Genomic DNA, 26,590 nt, shown 5'->3' with positions numbered 1-26,590 from the left:
GCTGCCGTCCGCGCTTCGCAGCAGATAAGGATCTCTTATCCCTCGTTCCCCCACCGTTGACAGCAGAATCGGCTGCTTGTTGTGAAGGTCCTGCCAATGCATGCCGTCACGGCTGAGTGCCATATATATCTGCTCGCCGTTCTCTTGCTCGCCGATGAAATGAACAAATAAGTACCCGTATAAAGCGTCGTTATTCATAATGACCTCCGAATGCAAAGGATAGGCTGATGCTGATTTATCGTGTTTGAGTCCGTGATGGAATCAGCTTCTACTTATTAGTGCGCAACGTTCTCGCAGCCCCTACAAGAACAATTCCTTCGCTTTCGCCAAGCCGCTGACCGCATCCTCGGATGGGAAATACTCGAGTCCGATGTAACCGGCATACCCCGCAGATCGAAGAGCTTGGAACACGTTGGCATAATGGATTTCACCCGTGTGCAGCTCATGCCGTCCCGGGCATCCCGCCGCATGAATGTGACCAATGCTCGAGAGCCTCGGAAGCATCGTCGCAACTAGATTGCCTTCTGTTATTTGCTGGTGATAGATATCGTACAACACCTTCACCTGCGCGCTGCCGACTTGATCGATAATATCGAATGCTTCGTCGGACTTCGCCAAGATATATCCCGGGTGATCAACCGCTGTATTAAGCGGCTCCAGCGTCAGCGTTATGCCTGCTTCCTCCAACATCGGAACTGCGGATCGAAGGCCGTTAACGATATTCTCGAGCTGCGCTTCACGACGTACATCACGAAGCTCGTTCCCCGCCGTAACAATCAACGACTCGCAGCCGAGGCGCTTCGCTACGGCGATCGTTTCTGACAAGCCTTGCAAGAAAGCAGCGTGCGTTTCTCTTGCAACCAGACTGCCGCCCTGCGTACAGAACGTCGCGACAGACAGCTCCAGCCGATCCATCTCTGCCCGCATCTTGTCGATGTCTTTGTTGCTCCAATTCCAGAACTCGAACGCATCATAACCGCTCGATTTCACTAACGATAATGACTCCGTCAGGTCCAACCCTCGGCACACCGATTCTATGCATACAGAAGATTTCATAGCGCTGCTCCTTCCTTTTGGGCGATCAAATGGTGAACTAGCGGCTCTACGCCAGCATCCCGGATACCTTGCGCAACCAGTCTAGCAATCTCGATCGCGCCGAATTCCGAGAAATGCGTATTATCCCGCGTGCCTTCCGGAAGACACTCGTATTGTCCGGGCTCCGTCCATAAAAACACCTGCTTGGAGCGCTCTTCTCCCAGCTCTTCGAAGTACGCTTTGCTTAACGAAGCCAAGTCGACGAACGGTACCTGCTCCTCTAGGGCCAGCTGCCGCATCGCTTCGATATAATCGCCGTGCGTATTGCGAATCGTGCCATCCTCTTCATAGAAACGCCGATGCATCGGTGCGATCAGCACCGGATATGCCTCGTGCTTGCGAGCGACTTCGATATACTGTTGCAGATACGCCTGATACGTTGTGAAAGGATCCGTTCCGCCATCGTTATCTTTCTCGTCGTTATGCGCGAACTGCACGAGAAGGAAATCGCCTCGGCTCAGCTTTTTCTCCAACCGATTCAAGCGGCCCTCCGTGATGAAGCTCTTGCTGCTTCTGCCGGAGCATGCATAGTTGGCAACCGCCACGCTGTCCGCAAAGTACAGACCGAGCATTTGGCCCCAACCCGTATATGGATAATGAGCTGACGGTTGATCCGTTACCGTCGAATCGCCGGCAAGATGAATGGTCGGAATGCTCGCCACCCGCTTCACTTCAACCTTCTGTACGTGAGGTGCCGCCCCGCCGAAAGCGAGCTTCAACTGCCCGTCCATCACATGAACAGCAAACGAATGCACTGCCGATTGACCCGCTTCCGTCTTCACTTCGTGCAGCCGCATTCGCCCCAGACCTTCCTTCACCGTCGTTGCGGTGGGGGAATCGGATGAGCCGAGCGTTAAGGTTGCCTTGTATGTACCATTAGGCACGTCCATCAACAACGACGGGATGACGGAATCGAAATAATCGCCCGGCCATGAATCTCTCATATCTTCTGTCTTCGATCGCTGAGGCGGCAAGGAGAAACCATATCCTTGTTCTCTATCATATTGGCAGCTTTCATTCGGAATAAGCGAGTAGCCGAACTCCATTGTAAGGATCGTCCCTTCTGCGTTATGATCGATTGCTTCCATTTCTTCTCTAACTCTATTCGCATTCAAATTTGCCTGCAATAAGACATTTTGGTATATGCAATATAAAATAAGTTCTAAATAAAACCCGACCGCCAACGGGGCGATCGGGTTTATCGTTTAATCAAAAGCATACCGAAGCCGATACTTGCGAGGCGATATCCCTTCCGCTCGAGTGAAACAAGCAGTGAAATAAGCGGCTTGATTGAATCCGACATCCTCTGCAATCCGAGCGATCGTGTGATCGGTCTGAAGGAGCAGCAGCTTGGCTTGCTCAATTCGCTGCGACAACAAGTAATCCATCGGCGTGACTCCGTACACCTTGCGCATGCATCTAGCGATATACACAGGGTGAAAGTTAAGTTCCTCCCCAAGCGTTTGCAGCGTAATTCTGGAAACAGCGCAAGTACATCAATCGTGCAGAAGGCGAGGAGGAAAGACTCGATTCATCTAATAAACAAGTATCGATGCCCATTGAGGATACGTAGGGTTCGCTGCAATTCTGAATCTAATCGATTGGCTGTTCCACTGGTGAAACGCGTCTTGGTTCCCTCTGAGCGACAGCGCGTTTTGCTCTGTCCGCAGGCAGCAACAAGACCAATACCGCAGCAAGCGAAGCCGTTAGGAAAATGACCGAGCCCCCGATCGAGACGGAGATCGCATGGGCCAAAGACGTACCGGAAGCAGCAGCGGAACGGTTCGCTGCCTCGAAGACGGCGATCAGAATGGCAAGGCCGAGCGACGAGCCCGTCTGATGAGCCACGTTGACGATCCCTGACGCGGCTCCCGCATCCTTAGCCTCTACACCGGACAATCCTAACGTCGTGAACGGCTGAAAGATCATCCCGGCGCCGCCCCCCATTACGATCAGCGGGAACAACATGTCGGGGGCAAAGCTGGAATCCGCCGAAATGAGGCTCAGCCAGCTTGTTCCGGCGATTGCGATCACCAATCCGCAAATCAATACTTTAACGTTCCCGAATCGGGCTACGAGCGTAGGCATGACATACATCATGCCGAACTGGACGGCCGTGAACGGCATAATCCCAAGTCCAGCTTCCAATGAACTAAAATGAAGGACGTTCTGCAGAAATTGCGGGACGAAGAAAAAGATCGGATAATTGCCGCACAAGAGCAGCAATCTCCCCAAGTAAGCGCCGGACCGCGTTCGGCTAGCGAACAAGCGCAGCGGAGTAATCGGCTCTTTCACTCGCGCTTCCGTCTTCACGAAAGCCACTAGCGACACGACTCCAAGAGCAAGCGAAATCCATACTTCCGAGGCTCTCCATCCAACAGTCGCCGCTTGAACGAAACCAAATGCCAGCGCCGTCATACCGATTACCGAAGTCATCGCTCCTAGCATATCCAGACGCCCCTTTGTCATACGGGTCTCTTGCATAAAACTAGGCGTCATCAAGAGCAGAGCGATACCGATCGGTACGTTAAGGAACATCCCGGCGCGCCAAGAGATCACGTCCGTCAACAGGCCGCCAACGATCAGACCAACGCTTCCTCCGGCTCCCGATACAGCGCTGTAAACAGCGATCGCCTTTACCCGCTCGCGACTTTCCGAGAAAGTAACCGATAACAGAGCGAGCGCCGACGGCGTCGCAAGCGCTGCTGCCAAGCCTTGCAACGTACGGGCAGCAAGCAGAAGCGAAGCGGACGGTGCCAGGCCTGCCAGTATCGATGCCAGCGAGAACAAGGCGATTCCGGCGCTGAACGTTCTTCTTCTTCCCAAGATGTCCCCCGCTCTAGCGCCTAATAACAGGAATCCGCCGAAAGCCAGAATATAAGCGTTCTGCACCCAGGTCAATACAGCTGTCGACAGATCGAGAGTACGACCGATCTCAGGCAACGCGGTAATCAAGACGGAACCATCGAGCACCATCATCAGTTGAGCAGCAACGATCATCAGCAGAATGATCGACTTCGAATGTTTATTCAAGAGGGCAGCCTCCCTTTCCTGATCTAACGACAGTATGGCAGGTTTCATTGTTACGAAGTAGCTCGTTCCTGTCTAATAATTGCTCAATCCTGCAAAACCGAGATTTTTTCGAGATAAACGGAGTGGCGCTTTTCGGGGCAGGGTGTATAATGAGATCATTCAAATATAGAACGGATAGGGAGCGACCTCATGCAAACGAATCTTAATAAATTATTGCAGATGGTCGGTTCTCTCCATCTTGCGGAAGGACGAACAGAAACGGCTGTCCCCTTCTTCACGATGATCCGACGTAACCGACCGACCGCGATGACGCCCGGCGTCCTCACACCATCCTTTTGCCTTATTCTACAAGGGACCAAGAAGATCCAACTCGGTCATGACACGCTCTATTATGGCGCCGGCGACTGTCTCGTCTCGTTGTTTGATATCCCTGCCTCCGGTCAAGTCGTCGACGCTTCGCTGCAATCGCCGCATATCGGCTTGCGCATTGATCTAACCGCGGAAGAGATTGCCTCTGTCATGACGGAGGCTGAAATCCAAGTGAAACCACTGAGCTCCAAGATGGGCCCCGGCGCTTATGTAGGCAAATCCGACGAGCCCTTGCAGCTCTTATTCATCCGATTGTTGGAGCTGCAAGGCAAGCCCGAATCGGAAGTTCGTTACCTGTCTTCACTGATCAAACGCGAGATGATTTTCCGCTTGCTTACGGGAGATTATGGGCACTTGTTTGTACGGCGAGTCTTCATGGACCAGCAGAAGGAGGGGATCGGCAGAGCGATCGAATGGATCAAGGAGAATTACAGCAGAACCTTTACAATCGAAGAGGTTGCGCGATCATCCAACATGAGCGTCTCTGGACTTCACCATAAATTCAAAGCTGTCACTACGATGGCCCCCCTGCAGTATCAGAAACAGCTCCGTCTTCAGGAAGCGAGACGTCTCATGCTCAGCGGCTCCGCGAACGCGACGGCCGCCGCATTGGAAGTCGGATACGAAAGCCCCGCTCAATTCAACCGGGAATACCGAAGGCACTTCGGGCTTCCTCCGCTTCAAGATATCAAAGCCTTACACCGCTCACCAGCACTGGAAGCATTCGAGACCAGCTAATAATGTTTTAGTGATAGACGAAAAAATGGCGGTTCAAGGAATCATCCCTGAACCGCCATTTCCTGTTGATCAATTGTGTTACCGAGCTATACGCATGTATTCCGTTACCCTTTCACGCCACCAACCGTCATACCTTTGACGAAATACTTCTGCAGGAACGGGTAAATGATAATCATCGGTACGGATGCTACGATCGTCATCGTCGCGCGAATGGAGAGCGGCGACACTTTCATCGCTTCAGCACCCGAGTTCGCAAACCCGGACTCTGCGCTTGAAGTCGTGTTCGAGTTTTGCAGAATCTTCTGCAGCTCGTATTGCAAGGTGCTCAGATGTTCATTGGACGAGTTGTATAAGAATACATCAAACCAAGAGTTCCATTGCGAGACGGTCGAGAACAACGCCACTGTCGCAAGAACAGGAAGACAGAGCGGAAACACAATATTAACGAATGTTCTAAAGTCTCCCGCTCCATCAATTCTAGCCGACTCCAGAATGCTGTCTGGCAATTGTTCGATGAAGGAACGAATGATGATCAAGTTAAACACGCCGATGACACCTGGGAGAATATAAACCCAGAAGCTATCGAGCAAGCCCAAATCCCTGATGAGCAAGAAATTCGGGATAAGCCCGCCGTTGATATACATCGTAATGATAAAGGCGATCGTGATGAATTTCCGCAGCACGTAGTCCGGACGGCTGATCGTGTAAGCGACCATTGCCGAAGCGAACACGGTAACGACCGTACCGATGACGCTGCGAAGAACCGAGATCAGAGTCGCAGTGTATACCGTATTTTCATTAAATACAAACTTATAGTTCTCCAATGAGAACTGCCGCGGCCACAGATGAATGCCGCCTTTAATCGAATCCCCTGCCGAGTTGAAAGAAATGGCTAAAGTGTTGATGAAAGGGTATAGGGTAACGATCATGAGTAAAGTGAGAACCGTGTAAATGACTATATCGAATATTCTGTCGCCAAGAGAAGAGTTCCGACTCGAGAACTTTCCTGGCTTGGAAACGGACGCCAAATTCGCCATGTTGAAACCCTCCTTCTAGAACAATCTGTCTTGTCCCATCCGCTTAGCGACATGATTCGCTGCAAATAAGAGAACGAAGCTAACCACCGTTTTGAACATGCCTGCCGCAGTAGCAAGCGGGAAATTAAATTGCTGAAGCCCGTACTTCAGAACAAATATGTCAATGTTCTCGGAATAATCGACGTTCATAGGGTTACCCAGCAGGTATTGCGGCTCGAATCCCGATTCCATCAAATATCCGATATTCATAATTAACAATACGATAATTACCGGTTTGATACCTGGTAGTGTTATATGCCACATCCGTTTTAAACGTCCTGCTCCATCCATTTCTGCTGCTTCATACTGTGAGGGATCGATAGATGACATAGCGGCCAAATAAACGATCGTATTCCAACCAATATCTTTCCATACCGTACTTGCACCGAAGATTCCCCAGAACCAATTAGCCTTGCCTAGGAACAAGATTTCCTGACCATTATTAATGACACCAAACAACTTCAATAGCTCATTAATGACACCGTCCGTAGCCAATGTCGTTTGGATAATACCCGCAGCGACAACCCAGGAGATGAAGTGCGGCAAGTAACTTACCGTTTGCACGGTGCGTTTGAACGCGACCTTCTTAACTTCATTGAGAAGCAATGCCAGCGCAATAGCCGAAACGAAGCCCAGTACGAGATTAATACCGCTCATCGCTAGCGTATTTCTCACAGATCGCAGGAACTGCTCGGAAAATGTTTCGTCTGTAAACAAAATCTTGAAATGCTTAAACCCGACCCATTGCTGCTCACTGAATTTCAATCCCGGCTGATAATCTTGGAAAGCGATTGTCCAGCCCCAAATCGGCACATACTTAAAGATGACCAGCCAGATAACAAATGGAACGGACATGAGGACCAGCATTCGTTGTTGCACGAGTCTCTGGAAAAACAGTTTCAGTCCTCTCGGTTTGTTTTCCAACGTCGAAGGAGACGTTGTAAGCGCGGCGCTCTTCTCCATATGGTTCTCTCTCCCTCCGTTCGGCACAAAAATAGGAAAGGAAAGACCGGACTTATGTGCGGGAACCGCACGTTAAGCCGGCCTTTCGCTTCTTTCCTATAAGTTATAGCCCATTACTTCGCAACTTCTACGACTTTCTTGATTTGTTCCACGTACCACTTCTCGTAGCCGGCCGTATCAAGCTTGTCGAACTCTTTCTTGTAATCTGCCCAGACGCCTTCGAAATCAGCTGGCTTCGCAAGCACGAGTTTCGAGAAGTATTTCTTCGTAAGATCGTCTTTCTTCGTTTCCCAGATTTGCGCTGCGGAGCCTTGCTCCTTCGGAATGCTCCAAGCTGGGAACCACGGACGGTCTTCCGGCTTAGTGAAGATGTCAGCATATGTTTTCAGACCGTATTTCGCAAGGATCTCTTTGTCGCCGTCAGTCAAGCTCATTTCGAATACTTCCGGCTGGAAGCCAACACCTTTCGCGTTGCCGTCTGCAAACGTCGACGTCTGGTTGTATGCTGGGAAATCCCAGTCAAAAGTCTTGAAGCCGTATTGCTCTTTGAACGCCTCGTCGATTTTGTCGATTTGTTCCTTCGTACGGTAGAAGCGGCCTTGCTCATTCACTTCATACGTTTCGCCTTTAACGCCCCAGCTGATCAGAACTTGGTTCTCTTCTTTCAGCATGTTATCCCAGTACTGAATGATGCGTTCTGGATTTTTCGCGCTCGTCGTAATACCGATACCGCGGTTGCTTGTCCAACCCGCTGGGTCCAAGTATTGATCTTTCGTTCCGTCCCAAGTTACTGCCATAGGGAAGTATTTGTAGTCATCTTGTGTTGGATCTTTTCTCGCAGCGTCGTTAAGAGCTGCTGTCGCCGTGCCGACTTGCCAGCCGTAGTCGAAGAAGCCTACAACTTTCTTGGAAGTCAGCTTCGCAATATACTGATCGTAGTTGTCTACGAAGGAAGACTTGTCGAACAATCCCTTCGCATTCAGCGTATTCAAGGTTTGCAGCCAACGCTTAGTGGAGTCAGAACCAGCATAGGTTTTAGCGTCCAGCGTGTTCACGTCAACTTCAACGTTACCGTCATTCGGGAAGCCGTCCAAGTGCATTGGCACGTTGGAAGTTGCGAAGAATCTCCAGTCATTCGTCAGCGTAAGCGTACCGATCAGATCTTCCTCTGGGTGCTTAGCGACGAAATCTTCGATCAGCTTCGTGTATTGATCCATCGTTTTGATTACAGGATATCCCGCTTCTTTCAACACGCGGCGTTGTACCCAGAAAGCGCCTTGGTTGATATTTGGATCCGGCACAACTGCTCCGACTTGAGCAGAGAATGGCAGGAAGTAAATATGGCCGCCGTAATCGGCTTTCATACGCTCGAAATAAGGTCCGTATACACGTTTGATATTCGGGCCATATTGTTCAATCAGATCGTCCAACGGGATGAAAGCTTTCGCCTTCAGAATCTCTTCGATGCCAGCATCCGGAACCATTACATCCGGATACTTCTGGCCAGCGATATACGTACCGATCTTCGTGTTAAGGTCACCGACCAAGTGTTCGATCTTCATGTTGACGCCAGTTTGATCCTCAAGGATTTTACCGATCTTCGTTTCATTCGTGTTGAGGTCCTTCTCACCGGACACCCCGATAAACATCGAATATGTTACTTTGTCTTTCGGCGCATCTGTCTCTGTAGTTGTTGAAGCGCCTTCAGTCTTAGGAGTGGTAGCCGTTTCATTGTTAGACGCATTGTTTTCGTCGTTTTTGTCACTTCCGCACGCAGCTACGGACAATGCCATAACAGCAGCCATACCCGTGACAAGCAATTTCTTTGCCATACCTTCGAACCCCTCTCAATGCGATTGTTTTTGTAAGCACTTTCAGTATAAAAGCATTTCAAAGGGTTGTTTACCGAATAAACTAAACATTAAGCTTTGTAAATTATATATCTTGCTATACATTTTACTCTTCCTCTTCTTCGACCACGATCCTGAAGACGGTCCCTTCGCCTTTAACGCTCGCTACTTCAAATTTGACCTTCTCTTTGTAATAAAGCTTCAATCGGTAATAGACATTCTTGATGCCCACGCTTTCGCCCATGTCCTCGTTGTTCTCCAGATCGCTAAGGATCATATCCAGCTTCTCGGCCGGTATCCCCGCCCCGTTATCCTGTACCGTGCATACGAGTCCCTCTGCGGTCATGTAGACCTTAACCTGAATCAAGCCTCCCTCCTTCGATTTCTCAATGCCGTGAATACTGGCGTTCTCGACGAGCGGCTGAAGCGTCATCTTCGGAATCATCAAGCCCATTACCGATTCATCCGCTTCTATGCGAAAATCCAGCTTGTCTCCGAACCGATACTTCTGGATTTCAAGGAAACAGGCGACGAGGTCCAGCTCGTCCTTCATCGTCACCCAATCCTTGCCCCAGGTGAGCGATTTGCGGAAAATCTTAGCCATGTTTTGAATGATCTTAGCGGTTTCCTCTTCCTTCTTAAGCAGGCTGCGCATTCGGATCGTTTCGAGCGAATTAAACAGGAAGTGGGGATTGATCTGGCTCTGCAAGGCGTGAAGCTGTGATTGGTTGCGCTTCAGCTGCAGCTCTTTCTTCTGAATGTCGGCGATATAAACATCATGAATCAGGCTCTTGATCTGCAGCGTCATCCGATTGAATTCAGCAGTCAGCTGCCCGATCTCGTCTTTGGAGTCCTGTTGATCGATCGTTTCGAACGAATGATTTTTGACTCTCTTCATTTGTTTTAATATTCGAATCAGCCTAACGTTGAGCAGCCGTGTAAACCAGATGATGACAAGCGTCGATAGGAGAAGATTCGGAACAGCCAAATACAGAACGAAGTTTCTCGATTTGTGAACCTCTTTCAGCACCGCAGACTCTTGAAACTCTCCGACGATCCGCCAGTCGCTTAGATAGGACACATTCGAGAAGTCTTCATCCATAACGATCATTCCCACCGGAACCGGCGCTGAGGAAAACTCAGCCATTCTGGACGGGTCGATTGCGGCGTTCGTCGAATATTGCACTTCATCTCCATGAAGCAAGTACAGGTTACCGCCTTCCAGCGTGACGTTGCGGAAAATCTCTTTGATCACTACCGGATGAAGATCGATCCGCATGAGCTTCTCGAATTGTTCCGATCCTCCGGGATCGCTGATCTTGCTTATGACGCTCAGCACCTCTTGCGAAGCGCCTAGATAATCGTTGGTTGTTGTCTTCACCAAGAATGGAGTCGAAGGCTCCGAATCGCTGATCAGTCGATACCATGGCTGCTGTCTGGTCTGAGACGTTATCGGTTCAACTTGCCCGCCGTAAATGATCGTGTCGTTGTTCGTATAAAGCGTTATTTGTTGAATGGATTCGTAGACGGGACTGTACTTGCTGAGCATGCCTATAATGTAAGACTGATAATTATGCACGTAATCGGCTGGAACCTCGTATTTCTCCTCCAGATATTGCTTCAAATACGGATCATTATAAATGACCGCGCAGATCCCGACAGCCGCATCGATTTGCGCCTTAAAATCGTTGCGGATCTGCTCGATGGCGAGCGAGATGTCTTTCATCTTCTGATGCTTGACGTTAGTGGCCGTTATATTGTAGAAAATGACATTGGTCAGAACGACCGGGATGAACACGGACAAGAAATAAACGACCAGCATCTTGTTGCGCAGTCTGACGTTGTTTAATTTAAACAATTCTCTCCAATTGATTCTCACAGGCATCGACTCCACCGCCGCTTAATTTTCTTGTAAAAAGGCATTCTTGCATTCGGCCGAACGAGGCTGCTCACTCCTCAGCAGCTCGCCTATTCGAACGAGCGACTCTACGAGCTCGTCCTCGTCAATCGGCTTCAGCAAGTAATCCTGAACGCCATACCTGACGGCTTGCTGCGCATATTTGAAATCGTTGTATCCGCTAATGATGATGAACCGAATCGCCTTGCCTTGGCGAGCCTGAACCGCTTGAATCAATTCAAGTCCGTCCAGGACGGGCATTCGAATGTCCGTAATGACGAGATCCGGCTCAATCTGCTCGATCAGGGCGAGCGCTTCTTCTCCGTCTTCCGCTTCCCCTACGACCTCGAAGCCGTGTTTCTCCCATGGGATCAAGCCAACCAGCCCTTTACGGGCAAACATCTCGTCATCGACCAGAATGACTTTTTTCATGCGCGCCTCCTGTAACCTTGATGGCATATAGGCCGTCCGGCTTTTATTGTAATCGCTTTCAGTCATGCTGATTTCTAGACATCGTTCTTGCTCCACTGATGACATCGTCGTTGTTTGGCTTGAAAATATTATACTGAATTTTGTGCAGAATTTTGTACAACAAATGATATATTACCTTACGAATTAATGAAACGCATGAATTGGATTGATTTCAAGCGATTCTAATTTATAGGAAACAAAAATGACCCATACCAACTATTGGACGGTAGGGTCGCATTATTTAAATAAAATATTACGGATGCACTTCGGGTGCCCAGTAGTTGAGATCCGCCCAAAATGTAGGCGTCGGACGGAATGCCGGGAAAGGTCCTTCCCAATTCACTAAATCCTTGCTGCGATAAGCGTCGAAGCCAATGCCCTTCGCCTTCCAGATATCCGCATCGGTCGAGCCATATAAATAATAGATGCCATCCGCTTCGCGCGGCAATACGAACGGGTCGCGCATCTGGATCTGATCTTTGGTTAGCATGGGCATAGAATGAATAACCCCCCTCATTCATAGGTTGGCACGACGACGCCAGGCGCTGACTCGACTTCGAACCGTCCATCTTGCAGGCGCAGCACTTCGTTCCCAGCGATACAGATCGGAAGCTCGACGCCGTCTTGAACCAAAATCAATCGTCCTTCCACCAGCTGAACCGTCATTCCGATTACCTTGCGTACGTTGCCAGCGCGGTCGGTCACGATGCGGACGCCAGCCGGAAGCTCGCACAGAAGCTCGCCATTGCGATAGATCGCACATGTCTTGTGCGTATTATGCAGCTCAAACTCTACGCCATCTACATTCCGCGAGTAGGCCGTTTCATCCGCCAGCTTCACGCCGTGATCCCGCCCTTGCGGCATTAGAGCGGTGAACCACAGCTCCCCCTCGGGCGTTGGAACGATACCGCACAGCCGCTCGATGTAATCAAGCACGCACAGGATAGCCGGTGAGTACGTCTCCGTGAAGCCTTCTTCCCCCGTCCATGGGCTCAAGCATTGACCGAAACGCTGCATACGCGAAATAGCCGAAACAATCGGCTGCAGGATCCAAGTCAGCTCTACGTACCGGCCATGATGCTCGAATGCATACGGCGCGCGGATAAGGCTAAGGAAATTAACCGCCCCTGCCCACGTGTTGTAGCTCGAGAACGGATCGAACCGCGGATCATCCATCGCAATCGAGGTCAGCGGATACTTGGCGAAAAATTTGCGCGTATTGAGCAAATACCGCTTAAGCGCAGCATCGAACAACGCAGCATCCCCCGCCTCGCAAGCGAGTACACGCAGCAGCACATCGGACTGAATGCGAACGAATGCGCCATGCCGATCCACATCGTAGAAGAAGCTGTCCTCTTCATGGAAGCAATGCTCAAGCAAGCTCGCATGCGTCTGCCGTGCCTTCTCTTCCCAAGCAATCGCCGCTTCTTCTTGCCCTAGCTCCGCTGCCATCTTTGCTAGATACTTTCGTCCGCAATAGACACTGGCTGTCAGATCAGGTGCAAGGAGGGGCAAGCTCGGAATAGCCGGATCATACCGCTTCGGATCGTCCATATACGGTGTATCCGGTATATGCCAGAAACGCGGCGACAGATCATGCCCAGTGTCGTATGCGCAGAACGCTTCTACGCAGCCTGTGCCGCGTGTATCGCGGTACTGCGTAAGCCAATCATCGTACCTTGCGAGCGCCTCATACATTTGCGCTAGAAACAGACGGTCCCGACCGTTCAACTTATAATGGTTCCACGCGCTGCGCGCCAGCGGCGTCACCAATTGAATTTGCTTGAACACAGCGCCATCCGCTGTAACCTTATAGGGCAGCAAGCCGTCCTCACGCTGTAAGCGCGCGAACTGTGCGAATGTCGATTGCGCCGTCTCCGGCGCAAATCGCGCTAGCAGCTCAGCGTTGATCGTTCCGGTGCTCTCCAGCCAGCAGCCGAAGTAAATGCCGCCTTCTTGCAAAATCGCGTTCCCTTGCTTATCCGTCTTTACGCAATCCGCCAGCTTGTCTACGGCAGCGTAATAGACATCCTCCAATCCCTTCGGAGAGGCGGCGAACTTCACGCCCGATCGGACAAATTCCTCATGCAGCGAACGCCCTGATTCCGCATCGCGCACGCCTGCTCGGGATACCACGTCAACAGCTCGCATTTTCTTAAGCAAATCGCTCATGTCAGGCTGCTCTCCTTTTTCCACTAGCTCGTCGGACAATAAATGCGCTTTCATTGTATCGGAAACAAGTCGAGACAGATACAAACAAAAGTAAAGGAGATTCTTACAAAATTATAGAGTTATCGAAATGGAATCGAATCCGAATGAACAAAACAGAAGAACACATTCTGCTGTAGAATTACCACTGCAGAATGTGTTCGTTCTTTTATACGGCCAGCATTCTAAGAATTACCGTCACGGCCTCTGCACGTGTTGCAGGTGCATGAGGAACAAATTGATTATGCGTATTTCCTTTCATAATGCCGAGCTCCGCTGCTGTCTTCACGGATGGGATGGCCCATGCCGGTATCTGATCAAGATCGGCGAACTGCAAGGGAATAGTTGAGCTTGATTCCTGCGGAAGTGCACGTACAATGATCGCTGACATTTCTGCGCGAGTAATCTTTCGGTTCGCACCGAATGCGTTATCCTTGTAACCCGTAATCAGCCCCGCCTCAACCGCAGTTTGCACATAAGCTCTCGCCCATACCGGAATCGCATTATTGTCTTCGAATGTCAGACCTTTACCGTCGCTTGTCTTAATCTGCAACGCTCGAACGATCATCGCGGCGAATTCCGCCCTTGTGACCTCAAGATTCGGCTTGAAGGTCGCGTCCGCATAACCGGTCACGAAGCCCACCCTTACAGCTTCATAGATCGAGGCTTCAGCCCAATGTCCCTTAACGTCTGTGAAAGTCAACTCATCGAGATGATCAATGACCGATGCCGTTACTTTAGGCTCTAACGTAACCATATCCAGCTTAGAATCAACGAGTTTAATCGTGCTAAGCTTGATAGCCGTTGCCCCGGGCGCAATACGTTTGAAGGTTACCGCGGACAACTCCACGTCCCCCTTCTCGCCGCTGGTCTCACCTATCTTCGTATGCGCAATCCGAATCGTATTAGCGCTAAGGATAGGTTCTACCGAGAAGCCTGCAATCGAAGTTTGCGCCTTGCTGAAGGAAAGAACTGTGTCATCATAGGACAACTCCAAATCATAAGCGTACAGATCCGCAAGCCCATGACCTATAATGGACAGCTTCACATCCTTAGCCGAAAACTTAAGCTTTAATTCGAATGTGGCGTTCGTGTCTTGAGCCATAACAGTACCCACAGGCACTCCCATAACAAGGATGACGATGGACAATAGCAATACGAATCTACGTTTCAACATGCGAATCATCCCTTCATTAAAAGGAGGAGGAAGGCGCCGCAGCACCTTCCCGCTTCATCCCACTAGCTACGATTGTTTAATGCTCTAACCAATCTCCAACGATCATACGTGCTACGGCTGCCAATTCGAGAATCGTAATCTCATGATTATCGAACATGTCTGCCTTCTCTACGATATCCCAGCCCGGCTCATCTTTCTTAACGCCGTAGTACTTGGCGATGATCGACAGATCTTGAATCGTAATGGATGTCGCTCCAGGTACAAGCGTCACAATCGTTGATGCGAATGTCGTTACGGCATTATTCAATGTTACGACCGCTGCATCAACCGTCGACTGTGAAGCTCCGCTGTTCTTCACGTTAATCGCTGCTGTAATAGCCGCTTGAAGGTTCGTGATTGCAGCTCCTGGATATTGACCGATCTTGTTGCCCGCTGTTGCCTTAGCGGCTTGAGCCTGAGCAGCAGCGATCGCTTGATTCAATGCGCCCAGATCAGCTGTAGGCGTAGGAATCACGCTCGCTCTGAATGTGCTCACGGCTGTCGCTAATGCCGACACAGCTGCGTCCACATCAGCTTGCGTTACCGTGCCGCTGTCGCGAACAGCAGCTGCAGCGTCAATCGCAGCTTGAAGTGCAGCCTTCGCGCTTGCTGGATATTGACCCGGTGCCGATCCTTCCACTGCAACGCTCAATACTTGCCCAGCATCATCAATGGCTGTATTCAATTCGACTTTATTGATATGAATAATCGAACCATTGAAGGCTGTTACGGCTTCTTCCAATGCAGCAGATGCTTGAACAACGTCTGCTTGTATCGCTGCTCCATCTTGCACCACTGCCGATGCACCATCAATTGCAGCTTGTAAGATGGCGATGGAACCAATCGGATATTGGCCCTCTTGATCTCCTTCAACTGCCACGTCAGCAATGGCTTGAGCCGCTGCGATAGAAGCAATCAATGCCGTCTTATCTACCTGTACAACTTGAATGCCTGCCACAGCCAACGAGGTGTCTAGCAAGGAATATTGGCCTTCATCGCCGACCATTTCCTGCTTGGTAATCGTAACATTCGTTGTTCCGGCAGCTGCATCTTCCTTGGCTTTGCCCTGAAGAACGAATAATTCGCCGTCACCCGTTAGGAATGATCCTGCGACTCCCATAATAAGGAGGATCTCGCCCGATTCCGGTTTCACAGCTGTCTGAAGCACTTGGAGTCCAGCACGAGAAGGCGTAACCGAGGCTGCATCCAAGACGTTAACACCATTATCTAGTGAAGTAGCAAACGCAATCATAGCCGGATCGTACTTTAACTCCACGCTTAGCATATTGAAATTATGCGTCAGACCAGCAACGCCAACTGCAAGGTTAATCGGTTGACCGATGAACACGGATGATGAAGGACCGCTAATGCTGGCCATTGGATTCTGGATCTGCCCTTCTGGAATGACAACTTCCTTATCCGGGCTGGCATTCAGAGCACTGGTTGCCATATATCGAACCTCATACGTGCCGGCGCTGAGGCCTGTAACCTCCGTTCCTGCAATGGCCGTATAGGCTTGCGTGCCTGCCTTCCTATACTCCATTGCCGATGTAACGCCAACGAGCTTACCGTCATTACCGCCCAATACGGTCGGCGCAACCCCCGCTGGCGTTGTTGGTGCCGGCTGATTCTGCTTGGCTGCCGGTTGGAACACTTCCCACTCCCATAGGCCGACGCCATTGCCATCCCGGGCTTTCTTCGTCATCGTAACACGCAGCGATTTAACTTCGAGAGCCGGGTCGAATGCATACAGATTGGATGAACCGACTGGCGTCGTAAGCGCGATGATGCCTGTCGTAACCGTGCCTGCCGTTACCCATTCATTCGTCGTACTGTTCTTCGGAATGTAAGCGAACGTGTACTTGGTAGGCGCTAGTATGCCGCCATTATCCGTCCACTGCATCAGATTGGAGCTCGCGATCGTTGCGCCCTGCGGCCAATCATACTGCACCCATTCCTCCGAGCTTGTATTGCCCCACGAACCCCAATGCGGGTTGCTTGTTGCCGTTTTCAACCCATCGTTGACGGCAGGAAGGCTCTCCCAAGCCGACGTGTAGCTGGCCGAGAGACTTGCTGCGAACGCCATATTGTTATCGCGCGGAGTCAGCAATCGCAGATCTGTCAGCAGCTTGTTAACGGCTTGCGCAACATCCGCTTCTGTAGCTTCCTTGCTGTTCATCACAGCGGAAGCGCCCGTCTTCGCAGCGGCAATCGGTTCAAGGCCTTGGCCGATGAAGTTCGCAGCTTTCAATGAGTTGGCGAAGTTAAGAACCTGCGCCAGCTGCGATTTATCCACCGCTCCTGTATAACCATTGACCTTCCATTCCAGAATACCGGTCCCCGCGGTGATCGGTTTCATGTCAATGCGAGCGCCTGTAATATAGGCAGGCTCAAAGGTGGTCGTGTTGTATTTATTCAATGCATTTCCAAGCCCTGTCACTCCTCTTGGCGCGTACCATTTGCCTTCCGCATCACGAAGCTGAAGCTTCATATCCGTAGGTTGGAAATTGCCGGAACCGTCCCGGAACACATAGACATCCATCGAAGAGGCCAGGAACGCTTCATCCCATTGATACATGACCCATGACGGGTCTCCTTCTCTGCCCCAGTTGTGCCATGCGCTGTTGGAGGCTCCTCTAGTCGGCGAGAAATCCGACGAGCTCTTCGGATCGAAGCCGTTATTCATCGCTTCTGGATATCCGTCGCCGCCAGAGTAGCTGGCAGAAGGCCGTGCAATCAACGCATTGTTGGCAGCTTGCGATTTGACGACATATACCGTAACGCGCACCTTCACTTCGCTGTCTGCGATATTGCCCTCGACAACGAATTCGCCCGTCTTCGCATAGCTGGCTGGATCAACTGCATTCCACGCGATCGAACTTGGCTTATAGCCGTCATCAGTCAGAATATCCGTTTGTGTTGGAAGTATCGGAGCTGTGTTCAGCTGCGTCACAACGCTGATCGCCTTGTAGACGCCATCGGCGTCTTGTGCGACATTAATCGTTACATCCTTGCTGGACGTCTTGCCTTCATCGGCCGCCGTGAAAGTAAACACATAGGTGCCTGCCTTGCTGATGCGGGCAAATGCATTTGTTTTATCGCCGTCTACAAACGTAACATCCGCCGAGTCATCCGGCTTCTGCTTAACCGTCCATCCGTACGTCCATACCGGTGGATATACCGCGCTGTACACCGGATCCGGGGTCGCCGTGCCGGACAATCGGACTATGCTGCTGTTCGCAGCGTCCTGAACCGCTGTCACTTCGCCGATTACCGGAGGTTGTTTGTCCGGCGCAGCGGAGAGCGTGAAGGTCAGTTCGTTAGAGCCGCTCAGTTGCCCGTCATTGGCGGTCAGTCTGACCGTATACGAGCCGCCTTTGGTGCCGTTCGCACGTGTGACCGTTGACTTCGGATTGGTGAAGCTGAGCTGGCCGCCTTCCGGCGTGCTGATAACTTCCCATTGGTAGGTCAACGCGCCAGTCGGTGCGCCGTCATCCGTTACATTGCCGCTCATCTCGAACGGCATCATCGCCTGCGCGTCTTCCGTTGTCAGCTCTGCAACAACCTGCGGAGCTTCGTTATCACCCGCATCTGCCTTCTCAATCGTCAATTCGGCAGTTGGCGCGCTGCTCATCTGGAACATCGCCGTGCCTTTATTGTTCTGTACATAGAATTGTCCGGCATCTTGATCATCTAGTTTAATCGTATAATAGCCATTCTCTACGCCTGCTCCATCGAACGTAATCTTCGAAGCATGCTCGCTCTTCGCAAGATTCGAGAGCTGCAGCTTATAGGAACTGCCGTCTTTGTGAATGTTTGCAGTCTCGATTTTGTCGCTTTCCGAGACGAGGTAGATTTGTTCATCGAGTAAGTTAATGCGTTTGCCGAAGCCGTCTTTTGGTGTGATATGATAAGCGCCGTCCTCGTCGGTGACCAGGGCGCCATACCCGAACAGTCCGAATACCGGATCGGTGACAATATCGGAGCTGATGCGCAATAGCGAGCCATAAAGTCCTTCCTCTGATTCGCCGGAGAAGTCCTGCCAGCCATTGTTCATCACGCGAGTACCGCCGTCGTTGACGTTCTTGGTGCCCGTTCCGCCCTTCTGAGCATTATATCGCCAAGAGATGCCGCCTACAGACTGTGCGGAGATCTGCCCCATATTGATGGCGTTGAAGTTGGAAATCTTCGCCGCATAGTTGCGCTGTTGCGCGACAGCCGTCTGTTCCGCTGTTCTTCCGTCATTCTCATAGCGGAGCCAGTCATCCATAATAGATCCCGCCAAGGAAGCGGTATATTGGAAGTTCCACCAGCCTTCGCCGGCGCGGAATACCGGCACGGAATAATAGTACCAAGTAGGCTGAATGCCCCGCATTGCACGAGTCTTCAGGTCAGCCATTCCCATGCTTGTTAACGCTGCAGTCGCCTTTGCATCTCCAGGGTAGTAGGTACGCAGCGCCTTGGCTGCGGCATACGCTCCTTCTTCGCCTGTGTTGTCATATTCAAATTCGGACCCGTAGGGATAAGACGCGTTGGTTATGTTCCGGCCTTTGGTTTGAGCGAATTTACGCTTCAGATTCTCATACTCCGTCAGCATTCCTTCTTCTTTCAGCGCCTCGATCATATCGGGTATCTGCTGCTCGCCATAGAATCCAACCGCTCCGCTGGAGACGCGGTTATAGTAAATACCGTAAGCTTTCTCCAGATAGTATTGCGGCGTTTCGCGATATTTCAACAGATTAGGATAAGCCTTCTGGATGCGATACATGTTGAAGTAGCCCGTCGATTCCATCTGTTCGGAGAACGTCCGTACATAAGGGGCTGATGAATTCGTGTAGACGCCTGAATCCTTCAGATAGTTCGCGACCGTAAAGGTCTTCTGCGTATCTTTCATATACGTTTCCCACATGAAGTCGATCAGGTAGTTTTCAATGGATCTTATTTCATCCGGGTTTGGATCAAGATAGTTTTTCATGGTCATGAAGTTGATATTGTCGTGGCTCCAGTCATCTCCCCAGTGGTTCGTCACCATGTCAATGCCGGTCGTCAGATACCAGTCACGGTAGATGCCGTAGGTAGCGCTGTTCGGGTCCGTATCCTGTGTTTTCTCTACCATAAATTCGGAGTGTGCCTGCGATGTTTGATCGAGCTCGGCAAGAATATTGAATTCGAATTGCGTAAACTTATCCGCTTGTTCAGGATCGGCCTTCAGCTTATAGTCCACGCGTACGCTGTTATTGCCGATATTGCCGAACTTAAGCGAATAGATATGATGCTGTTCACCGTTTACAACCTTGGTTTCCACAAACTGTACCGATTCCGAATACCCCGGGTTCCCGTCAGCGAGTCCGCGTCCGGCACGGGAATTGTTGACCATCTGGGCTCTGGTCGAACCCGACTTGATCGTCGGAATATGTGCGGCATCGAAAGGATCATTCTCGTTAACGGATTGAATAGCTATGGACTGCACGTCGATGAGGTTGTCGTCATAATGCAGATCCAGCAAAACCGGCATATTGATCGCAGCCTGGAAGCCAGGCAAAGCAACCGCATCGATCATGCCAGATTTGTACAGGGTTGAGCGAAGGTTAGCCTCACGGTCTTCCATCGAAGTAGAAGCATTATTAGGACTTTGCGCATTTGCTTGAGGCGTGTTGTCGCCTGCGCGTACAGCTGAGAACTTGAACTTATAGGTTTTCTCCTCATTAGGAGCCAGAATCAAGCTGGTTGCATCGGTAAAATATCCACGTCCGGTTTTCTGAATGTCCTTGGAATGGATATAGAGCACATTCAGCCCCGGGAACCAGCCGCCGCTGTCGCCGACCCAGTTGGCGTACAGACTTCCGTTGCGCAGCTCGCCCGTGTCGCCCAGCCAATAATCCACATATTCAATGCGTGCGCCGCTTTCGGGCACTGGGGTGAACATCATGAAATTCCCTTCGCCGCTCGTGCGGATCGCATAGGAATAACCGCTGTCGGCGCCGGCGAAATTATGCACCGTTACCCGGTTGTCATAGGTATCGGATTGATTGGCATACTTGTTATTCCAAGGCATCGGCAAGCCGATATCTCCGAATTCCATATACTTGCTGCTTTTGTTCTTGACCGTGATTTCCCACAGCATCGAACCATCTGCGGTATCCGTATCGAATACAGACTTCACGTCAAAGCCTTTCATCGTTCGAGCCGTTGTGGAATCCAGATTCTGACCAATGAAGTTGACTTCCACTTTCTTGCCGTCTGACGAAGCGGTCTTCGAGAAATAAGGGTTAGACGCATTAATGGTCGTGTACTTGGTTGATCCGCCGGCGGCCAGTGTTTTATTCGTATCTACTTCAATAAATCCAGTCCTGTCGTTAGGGAACTGATCGCTGTCCCCGGTACGGTAAGAGAAAATCATTTCGCCCATCCATTGATGCTGGACGTCGTTCTGTGGCGATGTATTGTTAGGCAAAACAAAATTGATCGGTTTGCCGCTTTTATTCGTCGGGTTATTCTGAATATATAGTTCTTCAATCTGCCCCAAATCACCGATCTTGGCAGAGAGACTAGCGTTAGAGATACTGTTCGCTGCTGCGGCTGCCGAAGGCGCCGCGTTAATCCCGAAGGGCAGCACTTGAAGAACCATTACAAATGCAGTAGCCAGTGACGTCAACTTTTTGGTAGTCGTTTTCATCTTAGCCTCCTGTTTGCTTCATAATCAATCCGCACTGCAAGCGCTCAATCGTTCTACCACGTAAAGGCTAGTGTTGTTTCTACTTCGCCCACCTCCCTCCAAAAAATTAAAGAGCTAAACGTTTAAATTGAAAGCGCTTTACGGAAATTATAAAGGATACGTTCAAGGATAAATATCAGCATATTCAACCTGTTCTTTAAGATTTTCAACCTTCTCGGGATCGTTCATAGGTGTGAAAGTTAAAAAAAGGAAAGCCGAGTGATCGCCTCCCAGATTCTATCTTTTGACCCCAGGCATCTCTTATATTTCGACAAAACAAAATCCGGCCATCCATATGGGATGGCCGGCTGCATGATGCCATCGTCGGATTCAATAACCTCGAATTAAGTTGTATTCCTTATTGCGGTTTACGCTCTCCTAGTGCGATTAACCGCACCGGACCGATTATTCCAGACGGAAGTGACTTGCCGTCATAGCTGTTCGCGAGACTATTCGTCACCGATATGCGAAGTTGATTCACGCCAAGCCTGAGTGCATTCTCTAGAGAGAAGACATAAGGCTTCCACATCTGCGTACCGATCGCTTGATCGTTCACTTCGAGACGGACGAGCTCATGTGCTTCGCCAAGATCAAGCTTATATTGTGCTGCTAGGGCATGATCATCGAGCACAAACTCTTTCACATATGTGACCGTTCCAGAGAATTGCTCCATGCTGGGCCAGCTAGTCCAAGAAGTGAGCTCATTCCGTTCGCCGGTCCATGGTCCGTCGGTAACTTGCCAGCCTGCCGACAAGTCCGTTATTGCTTGGACCTCCATCGTCGACGTCGATCCAGAGCCGAGGCTTTCGTTGAAGCTCCCTTGTGGGTCAATCGCAACAATCAGACATTCCCTGCGTTCGACTCGTAATGTAACGTCCTGTCCATCCGCTGTCCGTTCACCATTTACCCTCTCACTCACGCCTGTCCATGGGTTCCAGACTTCGGTCAGACCTCCATACCGCGTCCTTATGACACCTTCGTATGGTGTCTCCCCCTCATTCACAACAACATAGAAGTGAATGCCATTCTTCGTAACACGGCTGATCCGGATTGTGCTCGATGCTGGCTCTAATGTAACCTCGCTCCCCAGTTGGCACACTAACAGCTCCGAGATTTCTTCCACTTGCCCGATGCTTACCTGACCGATATTCGGAGTTGATGCATCCCCGTCCTCGCACAGCTCGAAGATATAGCCACCTTGCTCGGCAAACCGCTCTAACCGCTGCCAGCTGGCCGGCTCCAGTCTATGACCATCCTCGATCAAGATTGCTTTGTATCGATAATCGGCAATATCGATCGTTCCATCCGTGAAGCGGCACGAGTCGTTCAGAAGCGATTCTTCCAAGTAGTTGAATTCGATCTGCCGTTCGTACAGCGGTCTCACGATTCGCCATGGCAGATAGGCTGCGCCAGCTAGGACGGCGACTTCTGCACTGTTCTTGGAATCGGTCATCAGCCAGCCCATCCGTTTAATGTAGCTCGAGATCTGGTTGTATTCCGACCACCATATATTATTTGGCCCAACATCCGGCGGCCGTTCATCGCGCCGATCTCCCCGGATCGAGTAATAGAAGGCATGCGGGCTAATGAGGTTGACGCCTCGGACGAACAGCCAGTCCAAGTACCACTTCATATTGTCCGCGGTAAGCGTCCATCCGCCTTCCGGTCCGCAGACGCCGAAGCTCTCGTTCAGATTCCTTCTTCTGCCGCGATGACGGGCAGCGTCAGAGGAGCATTTGCCCATCGTGCTGTGGACCCCTGTTATGCCCTTGTCATTCTCGGGAGCGATGTATCGCCACACAACATCTTGACCCGGGATATGGAAGTGCTCAAGCAGGCCGATATCATCGCTTGCAGCGGGATGACCTGTCAGCCCTATTCCATGTGCCTCGCACCAATCGGAGAGCGGCTTGTAATAGGTACGGGTCATTCGATTCCGAACAGCGCTCTCGTAAATACTCCGAACCCGTTCTGTTGCATCCCCTGCTTCGAACCAGAGCGCCGCCAAATCTTTCTCTTGAATGCCTTGAGCTTGGAGGTCGTTCATAAAGCCACGTGTCCACGGCTTAAGCCCTTTCTTGTGACCGCGGCCGAGCAGATCCGGTTCATCGGTGAACATCGCGAATATCGTCGTTCCGAAATAACGGTTCAGTCTGGCGTAATATCGTTCATGCGTCAATGTAATAAAAGTTTGTACCGCATCTGGGTTCAACAAGTCTGCGGCAAGAGGAGCTTCCGATTCGCCATCGTCCTGCCCTTCATGAACACCACGAATCGTACCCTCGGAAAGCGTATCGATGAACAGAAGAATCGACCATTCACCTTCCTCTGGCGGCGTGAATGAAATGACATTTTGCCCAGGATCCAATGTGATCGGTTGAATCTGTTCGATTTCGCTTTCTGAACGTTTCCTTACGGCTTGCACCGAGACAACGTTCTCATTGGAAGATAGCTTGATAGGGAATGAATATGTACCCCTCTCACATGGAATTTCCTGAAGCAACAATCCGCGGCTGGCATAGTCGGGATTATGTTTCACAACCAATCCACAAGCGGAACCCGAAGGGTACATGCCCTCGTCATAGAGAATGACGCTCATCCCCAAGCTGGCCGCCTCGGCTGCAACAGCTTCGACCAGATCCATATAGGCGTCGGACAAATAGGGCATCTTGCGTGAGAGTCCCATACGTGGATGGATAACGAAACCGTCGACTCCTTTGGAATGAAAATCATGAAGCTGTCGGAGCAGCTCCTCCCGCGTCAACTCGTCATTCCAGAACCAGAACGGAATCGGGCTGTATTCGGCTGCAGGGGCGATGAATTGCTGTTTCAACGTCTCGAATGCGCTCATTGTCATTCACCTCATCTTCTTACTTCCTTATATCGCTACTATATCAATCCCGTAATGGTCTGTATTTGCAGGTTTCTCGGTTATCTGTGCAGTTTTCTCGGATTTTCATTATAATGAGGAGGCAAGAAGGAGGCGAATGCACTTGTGTGCGCTGATCGTAGGCGAGTTTGATAAGCTGCGTCCAACCGTTAATTTTGCGGACACAACCATCGCAGCACCGACATATGCTTGGGGACCTCGCATTATTCCTGATTATCATTTCATATATACCCTTTCGGGTACGGCTGAACTTCGGGTTGGCAATCAGACGTTCGAGCTCCGCTCGGGAGATCTTGGTCTATACGGGGGCGGCATTCCCATGATGCTGAGCAGCAAGTCGACAGACTCCCCTTACACCTATTACAGCATTCATTTTCAATGGGACTGCGAATCGGCCATACCGGTCCATCCCTCCCCGCGCATGTTATATTGCGGTGAGGACCAGATGAATCAGGACCCGGTTGAACTATGCATTAACATGCAAGATGGGGATACGATTACGCTGCCTTTCAAGATAAGAGCGCCGCATCTGGAAGATATGATCAGCCATATCGTTAACGAGTACCAGCAGCAGGCGTTTGGTTACGAGATTGCCCTCCGCGGCAGAATGAGTCTGCTGCTTGCAACCCTTCTCTATCATCTGAGAGAGGAGCGTGAGCCGGAGAGCAAGCGGAAAATTATGCCCGCTCTTCAACTGCTGGAGCAGCATCTGGATCGTGTATGGTCGGTATCGGACTTAGCTCTCGCTTGCGGCTATCAGACCGCTTATTTTACCGAGTTGTTCAAGAAAGCGATGGGGTCAACGCCGAAATCCTACATGCTGGAACAGCGCATTCGCCATGCGAAGCGGCTGCTGCTTGCAGGGGAAACGATTGATGAGATAGCGAGCAAGCTTGGCTATGGGAGCTCGCATTATTTTCATAGAAGCTTTAAGGAAGAGACCGGCATGACGCCTTCGGAGTTTCGTATGTACAACCGATAGCCGATGAATGACAGCGTTACATACCAAGGATGATGGAGGACAATATGGTCAAACAAGCTGTAATATTAGCTGCTGGATTGGGAACAAGACTGCATCCAATCACCCGAGTGATCCCGAAGCCGATGCTGCCGATTGGCACGAAACCTATCCTTGATTTTGTAGTAGAGGAATTGGAGCAAGCTCAAATCGAAGACATCATCATGGTCATAGGGCACAAGAGGGAAATCATACAGGAGTATTACCGAGATAACCCTAAGATCCGTTTTGTTGTTCAGGATCAAATTAACGGTACGGCACCTGCCTTATATCTGACGAAGGATCTGCTTCGTAAGGAAGCGTTCGGAATCTGTTACGCTGATGATATCTTCGACTACACGATTCCTGTAATGAAGCAATTAATCGATCAATATCAAAGTCTGGGAGCAAGACTCGTTACAGGTGTAGAGGAAGTAAGTAGAGCAGAACTGCAAATCTATAACAGTTTATCATTGAATCCTATCAAGCCTGACTTGTTTGAACTCCATCAAATTATTGAGAAACCAAAGGATGCGTTTCCTTCCAACTATACGTCCACTGGACGGTTTATTGCGACGCACGAGCTATTCGATGAAATTGAACAGTTGAGGTCGGATGAAGGCGCAGAAGTCTATCTGACCGAGGCGATTAATCGCTTGATTTCGCGGGGAAATGCATACGGAGTTACCTATGAAGGAAAGCGATGGGACACCGGGACCAAAGAGAATTGGATACGGACAAGCAGTGCGTTCAGTCATAAACAGATTGAATAAGCGTGGGTTGGGACGCTATGTTGTCTTCAACAACAAAGCAGCCGGTTATATAACGGCTGCTAAATACCAGATCGACTGCGAAATGCCATAGTTTCATAACAAAAGCCGGTCATCCAATGGATGACCGGCTTTTGTTGATGTGTCTTGTACAAAGATCACACCTTCAAAACTGGATATGAATAGGGTAGCAAACCATTCTTAGCTTAAGTATATGCTTTACCTTCCTAAGAAGGATATTTAGGATAAGCCCTCGATCGATTAGTACTCGTCAGCTGCACGCATTGCTGCGCTTCCACCTC

Annotated in this window: 16 protein-coding genes and 1 pseudogene; 3 read left to right on the top strand and 14 right to left on the bottom strand. The window is 50.5% G+C overall.

The window, feature by feature from the left end:
- Positions 1-300: 300 nt before the first annotated feature.
- From SBI19_RS16900 to SBI19_RS16885, 4 genes and pseudogenes are all read right to left on the bottom strand, one after another.
- Positions 301-1,056, bottom strand: a complete 756-nt coding sequence (locus tag SBI19_RS16900) for a hydroxypyruvate isomerase family protein (protein WP_317970246.1) — start codon at positions 1,054-1,056, stop codon at positions 301-303.
- Positions 1,053-2,183, bottom strand: coding sequence for a rhamnogalacturonan acetylesterase (locus tag SBI19_RS16895; RefSeq protein WP_317970244.1), 1,131 nt, complete (start codon positions 2,181-2,183; stop codon positions 1,053-1,055). Before SBI19_RS16895 ends, SBI19_RS16900 begins: the two co-directional genes overlap by 4 nt.
- Positions 2,184-2,300: 117 nt before the next feature.
- Positions 2,301-2,564 (bottom strand): annotated as a pseudogene (locus SBI19_RS16890) (helix-turn-helix transcriptional regulator); the annotation flags it as partial.
- A 124-nt stretch (positions 2,565-2,688) separates the two neighbouring features.
- Complete coding sequence (locus SBI19_RS16885; RefSeq protein WP_317970242.1) at positions 2,689-4,128, bottom strand: MFS transporter; 1,440 nt, start codon at positions 4,126-4,128, stop codon at positions 2,689-2,691.
- Between the two features lie 189 nt (positions 4,129-4,317).
- On the opposite strand from SBI19_RS16885, the gene SBI19_RS16880 reads away from it, so the two are divergent.
- Positions 4,318-5,235, top strand: a complete 918-nt coding sequence (locus tag SBI19_RS16880) for an AraC family transcriptional regulator (protein WP_317970240.1) — start codon at positions 4,318-4,320, stop codon at positions 5,233-5,235.
- A gap of 104 nt (positions 5,236-5,339) precedes the next feature.
- Here SBI19_RS16880 and SBI19_RS16875 read toward each other — a convergent pair whose 3' ends face one another.
- From SBI19_RS16875 to SBI19_RS16830, 10 genes are all read right to left on the bottom strand, one after another.
- A complete protein-coding gene (locus tag SBI19_RS16875; protein ID WP_317970238.1) occupies positions 5,340-6,272 on the bottom strand; it encodes a carbohydrate ABC transporter permease in 933 nt (310 codons plus the stop codon).
- A gap of 15 nt (positions 6,273-6,287) precedes the next feature.
- Entirely contained in the window at positions 6,288-7,274 is a 987-nt protein-coding gene (locus SBI19_RS16870; protein WP_317970236.1) for an ABC transporter permease, read from the bottom strand.
- Between the two features lie 113 nt (positions 7,275-7,387).
- Positions 7,388-9,106 (bottom strand): type 2 periplasmic-binding domain-containing protein, encoded by a 1,719-nt coding sequence (locus SBI19_RS16865; protein ID WP_317970234.1) that lies wholly within the window; start codon positions 9,104-9,106, stop codon positions 7,388-7,390.
- A gap of 124 nt (positions 9,107-9,230) precedes the next feature.
- A complete protein-coding gene (locus SBI19_RS16860; RefSeq protein ID WP_317970232.1) occupies positions 9,231-11,003 on the bottom strand; it encodes a sensor histidine kinase in 1,773 nt (590 codons plus the stop codon).
- A gap of 21 nt (positions 11,004-11,024) precedes the next feature.
- Positions 11,025-11,453, bottom strand: coding sequence for a response regulator (locus tag SBI19_RS16855; protein WP_317970230.1), 429 nt, complete (start codon positions 11,451-11,453; stop codon positions 11,025-11,027).
- A gap of 292 nt (positions 11,454-11,745) precedes the next feature.
- Positions 11,746-11,988 (bottom strand): family 43 glycosylhydrolase, encoded by a 243-nt coding sequence (locus SBI19_RS16850; RefSeq protein ID WP_317970228.1) that lies wholly within the window; start codon positions 11,986-11,988, stop codon positions 11,746-11,748.
- 17 nt (positions 11,989-12,005) lie between these two features.
- On the bottom strand, positions 12,006-13,664 hold the full coding sequence (locus SBI19_RS16845) for an MGH1-like glycoside hydrolase domain-containing protein (protein ID WP_317970226.1): 1,659 nt from the start codon (positions 13,662-13,664) through the stop codon (positions 12,006-12,008).
- A gap of 205 nt (positions 13,665-13,869) precedes the next feature.
- On the bottom strand, positions 13,870-14,877 hold the full coding sequence (locus SBI19_RS16840) for an S-layer homology domain-containing protein (RefSeq protein ID WP_317970224.1): 1,008 nt from the start codon (positions 14,875-14,877) through the stop codon (positions 13,870-13,872).
- Positions 14,878-14,953: 76 nt separating this feature from the next.
- Positions 14,954-21,592, bottom strand: coding sequence for a DUF5695 domain-containing protein (locus tag SBI19_RS16835; RefSeq protein WP_317970222.1), 6,639 nt, complete (start codon positions 21,590-21,592; stop codon positions 14,954-14,956).
- 397 nt (positions 21,593-21,989) lie between these two features.
- Positions 21,990-24,488, bottom strand: a complete 2,499-nt coding sequence (locus tag SBI19_RS16830) for a glycosylhydrolase-like jelly roll fold domain-containing protein (protein WP_317970220.1) — start codon at positions 24,486-24,488, stop codon at positions 21,990-21,992.
- A gap of 136 nt (positions 24,489-24,624) precedes the next feature.
- Between SBI19_RS16830 and SBI19_RS16825 the strand changes: the two genes are divergently transcribed.
- Positions 24,625-25,503: an AraC family transcriptional regulator gene (locus SBI19_RS16825; protein WP_317970218.1), complete on the top strand. Its 879-nt coding sequence runs from the start codon at positions 24,625-24,627 to the stop codon at positions 25,501-25,503.
- Positions 25,504-25,547: 44 nt separating this feature from the next.
- Complete coding sequence (locus SBI19_RS16820) at positions 25,548-26,291, top strand: sugar phosphate nucleotidyltransferase (protein ID WP_317970216.1); 744 nt, start codon at positions 25,548-25,550, stop codon at positions 26,289-26,291.
- Positions 26,292-26,590 lie beyond the last annotated feature (299 nt).

Origin of the sequence: Paenibacillus sp. CCS19 (assembly GCF_033239625.1) — a bacterium.
GTDB lineage: Bacteria > Bacillota > Bacilli > Paenibacillales > Paenibacillaceae > Paenibacillus_T.
This window is presented reverse-complemented; position numbering and strand designations above follow the sequence as displayed.

What these genes read in the sequence shown, in the direction of transcription:
- SBI19_RS16900 (WP_317970246.1), bottom strand. Translation starts at nt 1,056, where the DNA reads ATGAAATCTTCTGTATGCATAGAATCGGTGTGCCGAGGGTTGGACCTG.
- SBI19_RS16895 (WP_317970244.1), bottom strand. Translation starts at nt 2,183, where the DNA reads ATGGAAGCAATCGATCATAACGCAGAAGGGACGATCCTTACAATGGAG.
- SBI19_RS16880 (WP_317970240.1), top strand. Translation starts at nt 4,318, where the DNA reads ATGCAAACGAATCTTAATAAATTATTGCAGATGGTCGGTTCTCTCCAT.
- SBI19_RS16875 (WP_317970238.1), bottom strand. Translation starts at nt 6,272, where the DNA reads ATGGCGAATTTGGCGTCCGTTTCCAAGCCAGGAAAGTTCTCGAGTCGG.
- SBI19_RS16870 (WP_317970236.1), bottom strand. Translation starts at nt 7,274, where the DNA reads ATGGAGAAGAGCGCCGCGCTTACAACGTCTCCTTCGACGTTGGAAAAC.
- SBI19_RS16865 (WP_317970234.1), bottom strand. Translation starts at nt 9,106, where the DNA reads ATGGCAAAGAAATTGCTTGTCACGGGTATGGCTGCTGTTATGGCATTG.
- SBI19_RS16855 (WP_317970230.1), bottom strand. Translation starts at nt 11,453, where the DNA reads ATGAAAAAAGTCATTCTGGTCGATGACGAGATGTTTGCCCGTAAAGGG.
- SBI19_RS16850 (WP_317970228.1), bottom strand. Translation starts at nt 11,988, where the DNA reads ATGCCCATGCTAACCAAAGATCAGATCCAGATGCGCGACCCGTTCGTA.
- SBI19_RS16845 (WP_317970226.1), bottom strand. Translation starts at nt 13,664, where the DNA reads ATGAGCGATTTGCTTAAGAAAATGCGAGCTGTTGACGTGGTATCCCGA.
- SBI19_RS16840 (WP_317970224.1), bottom strand. Translation starts at nt 14,877, where the DNA reads ATGTTGAAACGTAGATTCGTATTGCTATTGTCCATCGTCATCCTTGTT.
- SBI19_RS16835 (WP_317970222.1), bottom strand. Translation starts at nt 21,592, where the DNA reads ATGAAAACGACTACCAAAAAGTTGACGTCACTGGCTACTGCATTTGTA.
- SBI19_RS16830 (WP_317970220.1), bottom strand. Translation starts at nt 24,488, where the DNA reads ATGACAATGAGCGCATTCGAGACGTTGAAACAGCAATTCATCGCCCCT.
- SBI19_RS16820 (WP_317970216.1), top strand. Translation starts at nt 25,548, where the DNA reads ATGGTCAAACAAGCTGTAATATTAGCTGCTGGATTGGGAACAAGACTG.